We start from the raw sequence: 14,770 nt of genomic DNA, 5'->3' as shown, positions 1-14,770 counted from the left end.
TTATGAGTTATCAGATTCTTGCATTGGACTTAGATGGCACACTAACCAATTCCAAAAAAGAGATTACAAAACCAACCTTAGATGCATTGATTGAGATACAAAAAGCCGGAAAAAAAGTAGTTCTTGCCAGCGGACGCCCTACAAATGGCGTTCTTCCACTGGCAGAACAGCTTCATCTGGCAGATTACGGCAGCTATATTCTGTCTTTTAATGGAGGTCGTATTACGGATTGCCGCAGCAAGGAAATAGTCTACAATAAAGTCTTACCCGATAACGTTGCGGAGCCAATATTCCATATTGCAAAAAAATATGCCGGAATAGATATTATCGGCTACACTCCAGATCGTTTACTCTCTGGTATCAGACCGAATCAATACAGTGAACTAGAATCACACATTAATCATATGCCGATTGAAAGGGTTGAAGATTTTCCTTCACACATTACAGAACCAACGAATAAGATTCTGATCACGGGAGAACCTTCCATAATTCAAAGAGTCAAGGATGAAGTATGCGATTATTTCCACTCCTATCTGAGTATCTATTGCTCGGACCCTTTCTTTTTGGAAATTATGCCACGTGGAATTGATAAAGCGCACTCTCTGCTGCGGCTACTGACGAGTATCGGTCTAACTACAGATGAGATGATCTGCTGCGGCGATGGCTACAATGACCTGACTATGATTGAAGTTGCAGGTCTTGGCGTTGCCATGGCAAATGCACAACCGGATGTATTGGAAATTGCAGATTACATTACCAAATCCAATGATGAAGATGGAGTTCTGCATGTCATCAATCAGTTCATGCGTTAAAATTCATAAACAGAGTTTTTATAGAATAGAATAACAGGCGAAAAATCATCTCTGGTTTTTCGCCTGTATGATTATACGCCCGTCTCATCAAATTCAGGGATAAAGCTGTCCGACGCCACTTCACCTTCCTGTATAAATCCGTATTCAACACCGATCTCGAGTGCATAATCCACTACTTTTTCATATTCACGTTTTGTAACCTTTCGCTTTAAAAGGGAATCTTCTGCCACTTGAGGCATTGGGGTATACTGATTCATGATACTGATCATAATCTGATCTCCATACGTTTCATATAAATATCGGATTACTTTTTTTGAATCTCTAACATGCCCCGGAAGCACCAGATGCCGAACTATCACACCCTTTTTCATCAATCCGGTAATCTCATCCACATCAGGGCTTCCTACCTGTCTCACCATCTCTTGTAACGCTTCTTTGGCATATTCAGGATAATCCAATGCATGAGAATATTCCTGTGCCAGTTCCGGCTCCATATACTTAAAATCAGGCAAGTAGATATCCACGTACCCTTTCAACATCTGAAGTGTCTCTACTTTCTCGTATCCACTGGTATTATACACTACGGGAAGTCTAAGCCCTCGCTCTTTTGCCAGATCTAAAGCATCTATGATCTGTGGAACATAATGCGTTGGTGTCACCAGGTTAATATTATTCGCACCTTGCCCCTGAAGCTCCAGAAATATCTCTGCCAGACGTTCCACACTGATCTTCTTTCCGACCTCATTTCTTGCAATATGATAATTCTGACAAAAAACGCATCCCATATTACATCCAGCGAAAAAAACTGTTCCTGATCCATCTTTCCCTGAGATACAGGCCTCTTCCCACATATGCAGGGCTGCCCTTGCCACAACAACATCTGCCGTTTCTTTACAATAACCTTTTTGTCCCATTACACGATTCACATGACATTGCCTAGGACACAAAGTACAATCTTCAAGTCTGGAATCCTTTCTCATCTGCAAATTTACTCTCCTATCAGTTACTTTGGACATACATTCCTCTGATTATTATAACATAAAAACAATTATGACTGAACCATTCCAATTTATTTGTCATAATATTCGCAGACTCTTGACCTAGTTGTAAAAACTATGTATCATGTTATTGATTGTATTATTTTAAAGCATTAATATTATACACCCGAGAGGAGATTCCCAATGAATCCAATCATTCTTGTTGCAGAGACCGGTTCTGATCTGACACCAGAACTTGCCTCTCAATATAATATCAAAATTGTTCCGATGCACGTCTCTTTTGACACAGAGACCCTCGATGACGGATCATTTCCTGTTGAGAAAATCTGCGATTACTACCATGATACTCGTAAGCTTCCCAGAACCAGCGGATGTTCACCGGAAGATTTTATTACAACTTTTGATGAGATTCACGAGCAATATCCAGACTCTCAGATTCTATATCTTGCATATTCTGCAGTGACCACTTGTTCCTATCAAAGTGCACTCATTGCTGCGCAAGACCGTGATTACGTCACTGCAATCGATACCAAGCAAGTATCCATCGGACAAGCTGCTGTCGTGACTGCTGTCGCTAAGCTTCTCAAGGAACATCCCGAGATGACTATTGAAGAGGCTGCAGATGCTGCCAGAGAACTTCTTTCACGGGCAAAAATGTGTTTCCTTCCAGATAATCTGGAATTCCTGCGTGCCGACGGCCGTGTCAGCAACGCTGTCTGTCTTGGAAGCCGCATCTTAAACATTCATCCATGTATTGAAATCCTGGATGGCAAACTCGTAGCCACGAAAAAGTACCGGGGAAAGATGAAAAAAGTAGTCCGACAACTTATTGAAGACTATTCCGACAGCTACCGTCTGGAGCGCGACGTTCTGTGGATGTATATACGATCGGCCTGCAGGATGAGATACGTGCCGCTGCCGAAGAGACGGCCAAAGCATGCGGATTTAAAGAAATACACTGGATTCAGGCACAGGGCGTCATTACAACTCATGGAGGTCCTGCAGCATTTGGAATTGCCGGATTTTCAAGCATTTCCTAATAATCGAGTAGTCGGCCAATCAATAATGATTAGCCGACTACACACACCACTATAATACCACGCCATATTGTACGATTGCTCATTAAATACATATATAATTTTTATCTTTACAAAAATAACAGCTTGAACATTAATATTCTCTGTACTTCATTCCATCTACTCTATTAAATTCACTAATTAAATTTTTCTTTTATAATTCAAGAATGGCTTTTTCTTCTCGAAGTTTTTTTCTGAGTTCATCCGTATCAACGTTTTGGGGATCAATCTTTTCGTCAACTGCCATAGACGACGCTATTCCTGCTGCCTGTCCCACAGCCATGCAAACATTCATAATTCGAGTAGCTCCAAAAGCCAGATGATCTGTACTGATATCTCTTCCTGCCATCATTAAATTAGGAATATCTTTGGACACCAAACAACCATATGGTATACCAAAAGGTTCATCAATAGAAACTCGATAAGTTCCCTGTCCAGCTCCATTATGAACATCAATAAAGTATGAACACAATGCTATTGTATCATCAGGTTTTTTCCCCGCAATAGCATCTTCATGGTTCAGTTTTTTGACTCCCATAACTCTTCGGCTTTCCCGAACTCCAATAGACGCATTTATAGAAGTCAAAAAGCAATTTTCAAAACCAGGAACATTTTCCTTAAACATTTTTATCAGCCTAGGGATCTGCAGATGAGCCTCCATCTCTCCATTACTCAAATCATGGATATCAGAACCATCAAAATTCAAAAGACGGATTGTATTAACTGCCACTTCTCCAGGATTAGGCTGGCGAATAAAAATAACTGTTTCTCTATCAACAGGGCATTCTCCTTTTTTTCTCAATTCTTCAAGCAAATGATGCATTCCAAGAAAAATAAAGCTCTTGTTATTTCGGAAAAACTCCGCATTATATCCTTCTTCTATATTAGTCAATACATCATAAGGAAGCTCTTCTGGATGCTCTTCAATAAAATCACAAAATCTATCAATATCAACACCGCCGAGGTTAAACATTAATGTCGGGGGTTGCATTACATGATTTTCTCCATCCCCCTTTTCACATTCGGCTCCACTCATTTCAGCCAAGTCGCCATCTCCTGTAGCATCAATAAATATCTTGGCTTCAACTTCTATATGTTGTCCCTTTCCAGAGACTACTACAGAATGGATTCTTCCTTTCTCCATGTTTACGCCACTTAATTCGCTATGAAGTAGTAAGTCAACGCCCTCCTCTTTTACCATTTGAAAACATATAATTCTTGAATAGAAAGGATCAATTAAAGTAGTAGATAAATGATGTGGACAATATGCGTGACCAAATGAAGCCCCAACTTCTTCCAATCTATCTACAAATTCTTGAGCAAAACCTCCTATCACTTGCCTTCTCTTTTTGTCCCAAAAGGCCAAAAACGGAAGTCCACTTCCCAATTGTCCCCCCAAATAACCATTTCTCTCCACCAAAAGTACTTTTTTCCCTTCTCTTGCCGCAGTTACCGCTGCAGCAAGGCCTCCAGGTCCTCCACCGATTACAACAACATCTTTTTTGATTAATTCCATGATATATTACTCCTTTCAATTTGTCAGTTTTTCAGTTGTTTAATATTTTTGTTTTTCCTTTATTGTCAAAATATTCTCTTACAAATCCATGAGCGGCAATCTCCGATAATGTACGAACTCCTGACTTTCCAATAGTTATTTTTCCAATTCTAAAAGCAGGCACTTGATATTCTTTTGAAGTGTCACCAATTTCCGTACATTCCAAATAATGAAAAAATTCATGGGCCAAAACAAGTTCTTCTGCAGTCCTATTTTCCAACTGATTTGCAGACGCCCATTTGGCAATAGATTCTGTATATATTACAATTTCTTTTTTCGTAGAATAAAACTCCCCGAATATGCGAATATTCCCACAGACTTCATCTTTAGAAACCGTAGTAATTTTTACTCTCTCGCCAGTTAAGATTTGGTGAATATTCTGTTTGGGAAATTTATTCAAAATTTTTTGTGCGGTGCTTACACCTCGTATCCAAGCCATTTCACAAATATGAACCCTATCCTCTTCAGGAATTTTATTATATAACACATCTTTTTTTAACTCTTCCCTAGATTGAATTCTGTCAGGAAACGGAAATAAATTCATCTAACCCCTCGCATTCTCTGCTGTCAACGTAGAAATCATTATTATCTTCTCATCATTTGGCACATTTGCCAACTCCACTTCACAAAGAGACATAATTTGTTTCTCACTTTGCATGCCTGCCAAATCAATAATTCTTTTTCCTAAAACGATATAAATATTAGGAATTTCTGCTCCTCCATCAGAATGTACCGTATATTCATCCAGTAGATATTTTATTTTCTTTTTCCACTGTTGTACTGTACACTCCAAAACCATCGCATTCCTTCTTTGAAGACGAATAACTCCATCTTTGTCAATCAAACGAAGCATTGTGATTTTCTTCTTAAGGAATAACAGCTGCCTAGTTGTTGTGTGATATACAAGAGCTACCATAGAACCATTATCCGCCGCCTTTTCAACGTCAGCAATCGGTGCTCCCATTGATGTTGCTGCAATCTTTTTCAATTCTTCATCTGTTTTCTTAGATGCAGCAAGTTCTTTTGTCCGAAGTTCAGTCGTTCCAATTGCAATGGCTCTTACCTTATTCTGTTGTGTATCTACTTCAATCTTAACCTCAACAGAATCTGGATTAGCCCCTGCTTTTACAACTTTCTGAATCACCTCATATCTAAGTGCAAGAATGTCTTTTTCTGTTGGATTTTGAATGGTTCTTTCCACCATATCTCTTACCATAGCAAGAGCAACACCAATTGGTGATATAACCGATGCATTCTTTGCGATTTTGTACTTTACTCCAAATTCTTCTGCTATGTGAGGAACAACGCTAGCAGCGCCACCGCCACCACCAACAAACATCAAAGTACTTTTATCAAGTCCATAATCTTTAATAAAGCTTTCTACTACTTTCCCATTCTTTGTATTTGCCAGATGAAGTGCTAATTTGGCAGTTTCTTCCACTGTTAGCCCCATATTTTTAGCAAGCGGTTCCCATGCTTTCTTTGCAGCCTCAATGTTTCCATATGCATAATTATCTTTTTTTACATATCCTGCAATGTTCGCTGCACCAGATAAAGTGAGTGCAAATTTTTTACCATTACTACATTCAATATAAGCATAAGCAGGATCATCCTTTTTAGGATGTACTTCCTTAAGTACCGGGTCAACAATGTCCTCCACATTCGTATATACTTCATAAGCAAGATTAGCAATATGGGAACTTCTTGGTCCTACATCTGTCATTTTTCCACCAGAAATTTCTACCATACTTCCACCGCCAATTCCTACCGTACGAACATCTAATGAACTTACATATGTCTTATGCCCACCTACTTCCGCATACTTAATTACTACATTTCCGTCCTTCACACAGGAAATATCGGTACTAGTTCCACCAACTTCCATGAATATACCATCCGTTAGTTTTTCATACATTAATGCTCCCGCAACACCTGCCGCAGGTCCGGATAAAATAGTAAGAATTGGACGGCTTCTCACTTCATCCACAGTCATTACACCACCATCGCATCTCATTACCATAAGCGGTGCTTTAATATCTGCATTTTTAATAGAATCTTCCGTCATATTCGCAACTTCCAGCATTTTAGGCAAAATACTTGCGTTAATAACTGCTGTTCTGGTACGCACCTTTAACCCATAAAGTTTAGATACATCATTTCCTGCAGTTGCCGGAATCTGATTTTTATTACACAGCTCCATTACTCGATTCTCATTTGTCGGATCATCTACGCTAAATGCCTCCGATACAACCATTGATTCTGCACCTTTTTCCTGAAGTTTTTTCAGAGACTCCTGAACATTTTGTTCCAAATTCTCAAGATTTGCTGTATTTACAAATTCATTTTCAGTATAAAGCTTCTTTCCTGGTGCTAGTTCAAGATCTCCAATATTAGTATCTGACTTAGATTTTGCCCCCTGAATACCACTTCCAAGAGTAATAATTCCGACTTTAGCTACATCACCTTCCAGCAGCGCATTTGTCGCTTGCGTGGTTCCATGTACAATAAAAACGACATCTTCTGGTCTTACATGACATTGCTCCATTGCTTTGTGGAGAACCTGAATGATACCAGCGGCAACACCTTCTTTTGCCTCATGGGTCGTCGGTGTCTTCGCACTGCCAATTAATTCAAATGTATCATTATCAATAACAACCGCGTCAGTAAAAGTTCCTCCGACATCAATTCCAATTCTTACTTTCATAAATAACTTCTCCTTATTATTTTCTACTAATATTATTGATATTAGTTCTTAAAAAGTAAAGCGGACAAACATTGTCCACTTTACTCCAAAATCAACTATCAAACCCAGGAAATATTAAACATAAATCAATACAACCACGATTACTGAAAGTGCTGTTATAATCCAATTTGGCCAAAATACCTTCATCGCAGCTGTCGTCGGATCATATCCAACAAAATTAGCCGTCCATACTACCTGTGTAGAAGTTGGGCATGCCTGTGTTGGCCACCTAAAAGCTGCATCATTTAAAAATGAAATATGTATTATCGGAGCCCTATATAAAACTGGAACAGAAAAAAGACAATCTTTCTTTTGAAGAAAACGAAAAAAAACGGCGTGATATTCTCAATCACCTGTTTCACGAAGACTGGAATTACAATACCAGCGGAAATACCTATTATGGATATAATTTTTTAAATAAAGATATTCTGGAGTATATTATGGATGAAGTGCCTCTTCACCTGAGCAAATACAACATTGCAATGGAGGATCCGACTCTGGTTTCTCTGAATCTCTCCCTTGCCATCATGTACCACCGTATCCGCTCCGGACATCCTCTGCCCAGTACCTCTCCTGTTCCCAAACCGGATACACAGGCAAATCTTGCAGCCACAAGCATTTTAGATGCACTGGAAGGACAGCTGCACTGCGCATTTAATCAGGAGGAACGAGATGACATCTATCAGCGGATTGCTTCCGGGCATTTGCCTGATATCTCAAACACGGATTCAGCTTCCCTATCCCGGCATTTTGGTCCAAGAACTTTGAATATGGCCGATGCGTATCTCAAAAAAATACAGGAAGTTTTTCATCTGGATTTTGCGGACGATGATGATTTTTATATCACGCTGCTGTCATACCTCCGTTACCTTCAGACACCGGTACATATTTTTAATACGCAGGGGAATCCCAACATTACCAAAAAGAATCTTCTTACAGAATTTGAAATTGCATACCTGTTTCAGGATCTGGCACTGGAATATCTTGGATATTATATGAACCAGACGGAACTTCTGTATCTTGCCCACTGTATTTCCGGTGCTTTGGAGTTCTTATATGAGACGCATCCGGAAGCAAAGCTGAAAACTGTTATATGCTGTCATCTGAATCTTTCTGCCGCATGGGCATTAAAAAGGAAAGTTCTGGGAGCATTTGATAAATATCTTGATATTACTGCACTTTTGCCTGTTAATACAAAAACAGCCTTTGACTTTCAAAACACCGACCTTGTTCTGTCGACCGTTCGAAAAACAATTACGGATCATCCCGGAATAGACACGATACAAATCAGCAATTTCTTGGCACCAAAAGACTACCTGACTCTGTCATCATATATCCAGGAAAAGCAGATTGGAAAGATGTGCTCTTCCCCAAAAACAGCAGTGAATGAATTATTAGAACATGCTTTCTGGCACGAAAAAGAATCTCTGTCAGACCGATTTTCCATTATTGAATTTATGGCATCTGACTTTATACAGAATCGTCTGGTAGAACCTCAATATCTATCAGACATTTTAAGAAGAGAATCCATTTCCACTCGAGCCATCGGCCCCGGAATTCTGTTCCTTCATTCTCTGATACCTTCCACAGAGACGAAACTATCAATCACCACTCTGGATCACAGAATTATATGGAATTCTCATAAAATCCGAATTATCATTATGGCGGCCTTCCATCCGGATGATACTTCTTTGTTATTCCGACTTTTACATACATTCTACAATGATACGATTGATATGGAAGTCCTTCAGATGTTAAAAACAAAGACCGAAATTATCGATTTCTTTTCGGAAACATAAAAAACAACTCACAACGCAGTAAAGCGGGTTCTCTTTTTAGAGGCACCCGCTTCTGCAATGAATCACTATTTATTTTTCAAAATCAAATCCCTGGAAATTGCAGACTCCTGTATATTTTTTTACAGTTTCTTTTCCATCCAGTACACGGGCTGCACCGGAAGCCATAGCCTCCATCTCAAACTCACCCGGATACGCACTGACAGGTGCGATCCATTCGCAGGTATCTTTGATCTGGGCAACCAGCCCTTCATTATACACCATTCCTCCGCCAAGCAGAATGCCGTCTACCTTACCATGCAATACGGTTGCCATGGAGCCGATACATTTTTCAATCTGATAGATCATGGTATTCCACAGCATCTCCGCATACCGATCTCCGTTTTCCGCCCGCTTCGTAAGCTCAATTGCGTCAGAGATTCCAAGGTGATTGACAAACCCACCGTTTCTTGTGCAAAGCTGTTTCACTGTTTTGATATCTTTATCCGCACAATATTTCAAAAGATCCGCAACTGCAATACTTCCGCATCTGGTCGGAGCCATTGGTCCTTCTCCTCCCACAATATCAAATCCATCCACCATCTTGCCTTTTCGATGAGCAGATACAGAGATTCCTCCACCGATATGACAGACTACAAAATTGCATTCTTCGTACTTCTTTCCCATCGTTTCTGCATGACGAATCGCTGTTTCCTTCAGATTTAATGCGTGAAGATGTACTCCCCGATATACTCCTTTGATACCGGTCAACCGCGCCAGATCCTGAAGTTCATCGACATCCGGTGGATTCACTACATAGGCCTTCGCACCATACGTCTCTGCAAACTCATGGGCAATGCTCGGTCCCAGACATGCCGGGTGGATTACTCCATTGGCTGCACGGATAGAGTGTTCCAACACAAGTTCGTCAATCTCGTAAGTACCGCCATCCATGGCGAGCAAACCGCCACCTCGCCCCACACATGCATCCAGGCCTTCCAGATCCACCTGATTTTCCTTCAGTAAATTTTCAATCGTTTCTTTTCTGTATGTAAGCTGCTCTCCCAGTGACTTATATTGTGCCAGCACTTCAGCATCATGACTGACATTTGCAGAATACAGCTTTTTCTCTCCCTCGAACAGTGCAATCTTTGTAGAGGTGGAACCAGGGTTTACCGTAAATACTTTATAAGCGTTCATAATCCTGTCCCTTTATTTTCTGCACTTCTCTTCTTCAGCTTTTACAAATCCCGGTTTTGCAAGAAGTGCAAATGCGATCAATCCTACTAACATCAGCACCGCACCACAGATATACGGAATTCTGTAGCTTCCTGTCATTCCATAGAAGATAGCAAAGAATGCAGGTCCAACTGCTCCAACTGTTTGAATCATTGGCTGAATAATACCATATCCATTTGCAAAGCTGTCACCAAATTCTTCGATACACAGAGATGCCGGCCAGTTTGCTGCACCACCTACAACCATACCGATACATACCAGTGAAAGCCATACACAAACAGTATTACCTGTCAAGTTCAGAACCATTGCAAGAATTCCAAATACATAAGATGTATAAGCGGCTTTTCTTGCTCCGATCTTAGAGTCAAGTACACCACAAAGATAAGAACCAGGCAAAGCAAGAAGACCGGATGCAAGCATCATCATTCCTGCTGTTGCCGGATCGAATCCAATCTCAAGAAGTCTTGGGAATAACTGTACCATCAATCCGCTGGCAAACAAAAGCTGTAATCCCAATGTCACACCGTGAATCCAAACCTGAGGAGTCGCAAGAAGTTTTTTTGTTGTCCAGATACTTTCTTTATTAAATCCTTTTTCTTCTTCCCCTTCAATATGCATTCCATTATCCGGAACAAATCCTTTTTCAGCCGGATTATCTGCAAGAAATATAACCAGAATAATCAATGCTACAACAAATACTGCGATAAACGGAACAAAACCACCGAGAGATCCCATAGCTGCATAACCAGCCTGATACATCATCGTAGCAACACCGGAACAAAGCGGAATACCCATTGTTACAATTCCCATAATAATACCTTTTCTCTTCGGAAACCATCTTGCAATCATAACCGGTGCCAACTGATAACCAAGTGCACATGAAATACCATTTGCAACAAATCAGGCAAACTGCAAACAACCAAAGGTTTGTTGTTACACCCATTCCAACAACGCCTGCGATCCAGATAATACCACAAATAATACTTAACTTTTTAGCGGATGTCTTTGTAGATAACTTACCAAATACAAATCCGGCAACTACATTTGCGATTGCGCCAAGAGAAATAAAACTGGTCAACATTGCTGCATTCCATCCTCTCAACTCTGATAATGTTCCAGATGCTGCATTCATCGCACTACCTACAGCTGTAACAGTAAAATATGCAAGAAAACCATAAAGAATCAGCGCCCAGCCTTTTCCATAACCTTTTTTAACTTTCGTTTCCATACCTCTTTTTCCTTTCTGTATGACCATTTTTCTTAGATTCAAATCGCGATTTTCTTTCATGTATTTAGAATATAAAATTTTAATTCTTTCCTCAACTTTTCTATTTCCTCATATATACGGAAAATTTTCATTATAATAATATTCATACTTCTTTATGGTCAGAAATACAAAAATCCGAGAATATGGATTAACACCTAGCTTCTCGGATAATTATTTGTATCCTTATGATATGATAAAAAAGGTACGCATTTCTGTTGTTTATTTCCAGCATTAATTCTATAATCAAAACCCTTATCTTCTTTCCCCACATCAATATTGGGGGATTCATTACCCCAACCTATCTTTCAAAAATCTTATAGTCTCTTTTAATTCATCAGAAAAATCATCTAAATCTCCGACAGTTATTACACCTTCATGCAGAAGGCGAATCAGATCAAATGGCATGTCCCGTTTACTCACTTCAATCAGGACCCCTGGATATTTCTTGTCTCTCTTAATGCGCTTCTCCATTTCCCAAAACTTTTTGGACGCAGATTCATCACTAGTTAAATACTCAACATATGTGGCCACAAGTCTCTCAATATATGCTTCCTGCCATTCAGGAAGCTTTTCTCTATACAGTTTCCAATCTTTTTTGAAACCTCCATATGCCCTACTCCTTTTCCTTCTGCTGAAGATAAAACATCGCTTTTTGCATTTCAATTTTCTCTCGCAGTTCTTACTCAGATGACAGATATATTATTTTTTTTATCGCAAACAACTGCCCATTTTCATGTAACACAGAATATCTGGCAATATCTTCATCTGTTTCCGTAAAGTTTGTATTCAATGATAAACCTAGAAACTCAGCAATTACAAGATTCTTATTAGATTCCAGCTTATTGGTATCAAAATTTTATAATGTGTCCAAGAAAGAAGTCCTTCAATTTTTCCGTAAGAGACAAACACACTCCACATGAACCGTCTGAGGGAATTGATCTACAGCCCTTACTCGCTCCAATTCATACCCACATCCCCTCAGATACTTCACATCCCTTGCCAATGTTGCGGAATCGCAGCTTACATACACGATCCGCTCCGGCTGCATATCTACAATTGTCTGCAGAAGACTCTCTTCGCAGCCTTTCCTCGGCGGATCCACCACAATCACATCTGCATGTGCCGTCTTGCCGCCATGTTCTCGCTCATAAGCCGCATAATACTCCGGCAGGACTTCCTCTGCTTTCCCGACATAGAATTTTGCATTCGTAATTCCGTTGATTTTAGCGTTGTTTTTCGCATCATCAATAGCCTGCGGCACAATCTCTACGCCATAGACTTTTTTTGCCTTCTGTGCTAGGAAGAGAGAGATAGTTCCGATTCCACAATAGAGATCCCATACCGTCTCATTTCCATGAAGATCTGCATACTCCAGTGCCAGTCCATATAATTTCTCCGTCTGTACAGGATTCACCTGATAAAAAGATAAGGGAGATATCTGATACTTTACATTTCCAATATAATCGGTAATATAAGTCTGTCCCCACAAAGGCTTGATCTGATTGCCCATAATTACATTCGTCTTGTCTTTATTGATGCTTAAAGTAATACTAGTCATTCCAGGAATCTGTGCCAGACGTTCTGCCAAAATCTCCCCATGCGGAAGACTATTTCCATTGATAACAAGACAGACCATGATCTCCTTTGTCGTAAATCCATATCGGATCAGGACATGGCGAACCAGTCCACTGTTCTTTTCCTCGTCATACGCACGGATACCGTATTCTTCCATAAATGCAAGAATACATTTCAAGATCTTCTCATTGACCGGCACGCCGAGGGAGCAGTCTGTATTCGGGATAATACTGTGCGTTCTCCCTGCATAGAACCCCGTAACGATATTGCCCTCTTTATCCGTTCCAACCGGGAACTGAGCTTTATTCCGATAGTGAAATGGTTCATCCATCCCCACAATCGGTTCCATCACACAATCCAGCAACTCCTCCGGCACCTCGCCAATACGCATGAGATTCCCCCTCACCTTATCCATCTTAAACTGCAATTGACGTCCATATTCCATCTCCTGGATCTGGCATCCGCCACATTTCCGCGCCATAGAACATTGCGGATTTTTAACACGATATTCCGAAGGCGTAAGAATATTCATCAATCTTGCATATCCATAATTCTTCTTCGCCTTCATGATCTTAGCTTCCACAACATCACCAATGATTGCATCCTTGATAAACAACGCGTATCCATCCACCTTGCCGATGCCCTCACCCGATGTTCCCATATCTTCAATTGTAACCGTCACCATATCATTTTTTTGCATAAACATACCTCATTTTATCATTTGGGTACAGGGCAAAAGTTAATTGGGGACGTAGTACTTTGCAACAATACTACGTCCCCATTGTTGTTTTTCTTAAGTTGGATTCGAACAACCGATTGTACCCTAGCCAGTCGTTGCTGTTTTTGTCTTTGAATATTTCTGTCAATGTCTGCATCTTGGCGTCTGTGCAGTCTGCGAAGTTGAGTGCCACTGCTTCTGCCAGTGCCGGTTTTTTCGGGGAACCGTATTCGAGTTCACCGTGGTGTGCGATGATGCAGTGTTTGAGTTCGCTTGCGAGCTTTTCTGGGAAGCCCGGGATGGAGCGGATTGCATCGCCGACCATCTCTACTCCGATGACGATGTGCCCCAGTAATTGTCCATCATCTGTGTAGTCATTTTCGGGGAAGGAGGACAATTCTTTGGTCTTACCGATGTCGTGGCAGATGGCTGCCGCATACAGGAGGTCGCGGTTCAGGATTGGATAGGCCCCTACCATGTATTCGCAGAATTTTACTACGCTAAGTGTATGTTCCAGCAATCCGCCTGAGAATCCATGATGGACACTCTTAGCCGCTGAATGTGCTTTGAATCTTTTGATGAATTTTTCATCTTTTACGAAGTAGTATTCCACCACCTGTTTAAGATACTGATTTTGAATCTGTTTCACATATCCCAGTAATTCCTGATACATTTTATCTGTGCTTTTCTCAGTCGTCGGCATATAATCGGCTGCTACATATTCATCTTCCAGAGCTTTGCGGATCTGCTTAATGTTCAATTGCAGGTTGTTATTATAGCTGATAACTTCTCCGTATACTTCAATAAAATCCATCTCGTCATAATCTGCGATTCCGCCGGAATTAGGATCCCAGACTTTGCCATCCAGGGTTCCTGTCTTGTCCTGAAGGATCAGATTGTCATATGGTTTGCCGTTTCTTGTCTCTGCGGAACGTTTTCCCTTGCATAGGTATACATTCCGGATAATCTCCCCTTCATGAAGGGTATTAATATATCTCATATTGTCTGCCTC

Annotated in this window: 12 protein-coding genes and 1 pseudogene; 3 read left to right on the top strand and 10 right to left on the bottom strand. The window is 40.5% G+C overall.

Annotated features, from left to right (window positions below):
• Positions 1-2: 2 nt before the first annotated feature.
• Positions 3-812 carry a Cof-type HAD-IIB family hydrolase gene (locus ABE613_RS00680; protein WP_235232397.1) on the top strand — a complete coding sequence of 270 codons (810 nt, stop codon included), beginning with the start codon at positions 3-5 and terminating at the stop codon, positions 810-812.
• 71 nt (positions 813-883) lie between these two features.
• Here the strand turns inward: ABE613_RS00680 and ABE613_RS00675 are convergent, their stop codons facing one another.
• Positions 884-1,792: a radical SAM protein gene (locus ABE613_RS00675; protein ID WP_235232425.1), complete on the bottom strand. Its 909-nt coding sequence runs from the start codon at positions 1,790-1,792 to the stop codon at positions 884-886.
• Positions 1,793-1,993: 201 nt separating this feature from the next.
• Between ABE613_RS00675 and ABE613_RS00670 the strand changes: the two genes are divergently transcribed.
• Positions 1,994-2,905 (top strand): DegV family protein, encoded by a 912-nt coding sequence (locus ABE613_RS00670; RefSeq protein ID WP_347375358.1) that lies wholly within the window; start codon positions 1,994-1,996, stop codon positions 2,903-2,905.
• Between the two features lie 135 nt (positions 2,906-3,040).
• Here the strand turns inward: ABE613_RS00670 and ABE613_RS00665 are convergent, their stop codons facing one another.
• The 3 genes from ABE613_RS00665 to ABE613_RS00655 are packed head-to-tail and all read right to left on the bottom strand — an operon-like array spanning position 3,041 to position 7,145.
• On the bottom strand, positions 3,041-4,402 hold the full coding sequence (locus ABE613_RS00665) for an FAD-dependent oxidoreductase (protein ID WP_347375357.1): 1,362 nt from the start codon (positions 4,400-4,402) through the stop codon (positions 3,041-3,043).
• 31 nt (positions 4,403-4,433) lie between these two features.
• Positions 4,434-4,985, bottom strand: coding sequence for a hypothetical protein (locus ABE613_RS00660; RefSeq protein ID WP_347375356.1), 552 nt, complete (start codon positions 4,983-4,985; stop codon positions 4,434-4,436).
• Positions 4,986-7,145 (bottom strand): hydantoinase/oxoprolinase family protein, encoded by a 2,160-nt coding sequence (locus tag ABE613_RS00655; RefSeq protein WP_347375355.1) that lies wholly within the window; start codon positions 7,143-7,145, stop codon positions 4,986-4,988.
• 290 nt (positions 7,146-7,435) lie between these two features.
• Here ABE613_RS00655 and ABE613_RS00650 point away from each other — a divergent pair, with 290 nt between their 5' ends.
• Positions 7,436-8,983, top strand: coding sequence for a PTS sugar transporter subunit IIA (locus ABE613_RS00650; RefSeq protein ID WP_347375354.1), 1,548 nt, complete (start codon positions 7,436-7,438; stop codon positions 8,981-8,983).
• Between the two features lie 69 nt (positions 8,984-9,052).
• Here ABE613_RS00650 and buk read toward each other — a convergent pair whose 3' ends face one another.
• From buk to ABE613_RS00620, 6 genes and pseudogenes are all read right to left on the bottom strand, one after another.
• A complete protein-coding gene (gene buk, locus ABE613_RS00645) occupies positions 9,053-10,159 on the bottom strand; it encodes a butyrate kinase (protein WP_347375353.1) in 1,107 nt (368 codons plus the stop codon).
• 12 nt (positions 10,160-10,171) lie between these two features.
• Positions 10,172-11,047, bottom strand: coding sequence for an MFS transporter (locus ABE613_RS00640; protein WP_347375352.1), 876 nt, complete (start codon positions 11,045-11,047; stop codon positions 10,172-10,174).
• 61 nt (positions 11,048-11,108) lie between these two features.
• Positions 11,109-11,426, bottom strand: a pseudogene (locus ABE613_RS00635) (hypothetical protein); the annotation flags it as partial.
• A 327-nt stretch (positions 11,427-11,753) separates the two neighbouring features.
• Positions 11,754-12,128, bottom strand: coding sequence for a hypothetical protein (locus tag ABE613_RS00630; protein ID WP_347375351.1), 375 nt, complete (start codon positions 12,126-12,128; stop codon positions 11,754-11,756).
• Positions 12,129-12,348: 220 nt separating this feature from the next.
• The gene (gene rlmD / locus ABE613_RS00625; protein WP_347375350.1) at positions 12,349-13,740 is read right to left on the bottom strand and encodes a 23S rRNA (uracil(1939)-C(5))-methyltransferase RlmD; all 1,392 of its coding nucleotides are present in this window, start codon (positions 13,738-13,740) and stop codon (positions 12,349-12,351) included.
• Positions 13,741-13,810: 70 nt separating this feature from the next.
• Entirely contained in the window at positions 13,811-14,758 is a 948-nt protein-coding gene (locus tag ABE613_RS00620; protein WP_347375349.1) for a 3'-5' exoribonuclease YhaM family protein, read from the bottom strand.
• Positions 14,759-14,770: the final 12 nt, after the last annotated feature.

Source organism: Dorea chungnamensis, assembly GCF_039832125.1.
GTDB lineage: Bacteria > Bacillota > Clostridia > Lachnospirales > Lachnospiraceae > JAFBIX01.
The sequence above is the reverse complement of the archived record's forward strand: the minus strand, read 5'-3'. Positions and strand labels throughout refer to the sequence as shown.

Excerpts from the sequence above, each read along its gene's own strand:
- rlmD (WP_347375350.1), bottom strand. The coding sequence starts at position 13,740 with ATGCAAAAAAATGATATGGTGACGGTTACAATTGAAGATATGGGAACA.
- ABE613_RS00650 (WP_347375354.1), top strand. The coding sequence starts at position 7,436 with ATGAAATATGTATTATCGGAGCCCTATATAAAACTGGAACAGAAAAAA.
- buk (WP_347375353.1), bottom strand. The coding sequence starts at position 10,159 with ATGAACGCTTATAAAGTATTTACGGTAAACCCTGGTTCCACCTCTACA.
- ABE613_RS00655 (WP_347375355.1), bottom strand. The coding sequence starts at position 7,145 with ATGAAAGTAAGAATTGGAATTGATGTCGGAGGAACTTTTACTGACGCG.
- ABE613_RS00620 (WP_347375349.1), bottom strand. The coding sequence starts at position 14,758 with ATGAGATATATTAATACCCTTCATGAAGGGGAGATTATCCGGAATGTA.
- ABE613_RS00670 (WP_347375358.1), top strand. The coding sequence starts at position 1,994 with ATGAATCCAATCATTCTTGTTGCAGAGACCGGTTCTGATCTGACACCA.
- ABE613_RS00640 (WP_347375352.1), bottom strand. The coding sequence starts at position 11,047 with ATGATTGCAAGATGGTTTCCGAAGAGAAAAGGTATTATTATGGGAATT.
- ABE613_RS00660 (WP_347375356.1), bottom strand. The coding sequence starts at position 4,985 with ATGAATTTATTTCCGTTTCCTGACAGAATTCAATCTAGGGAAGAGTTA.
- ABE613_RS00665 (WP_347375357.1), bottom strand. The coding sequence starts at position 4,402 with ATGGAATTAATCAAAAAAGATGTTGTTGTAATCGGTGGAGGACCTGGA.
- ABE613_RS00675 (WP_235232425.1), bottom strand. The coding sequence starts at position 1,792 with ATGAGAAAGGATTCCAGACTTGAAGATTGTACTTTGTGTCCTAGGCAA.
- ABE613_RS00680 (WP_235232397.1), top strand. The coding sequence starts at position 3 with ATGAGTTATCAGATTCTTGCATTGGACTTAGATGGCACACTAACCAAT.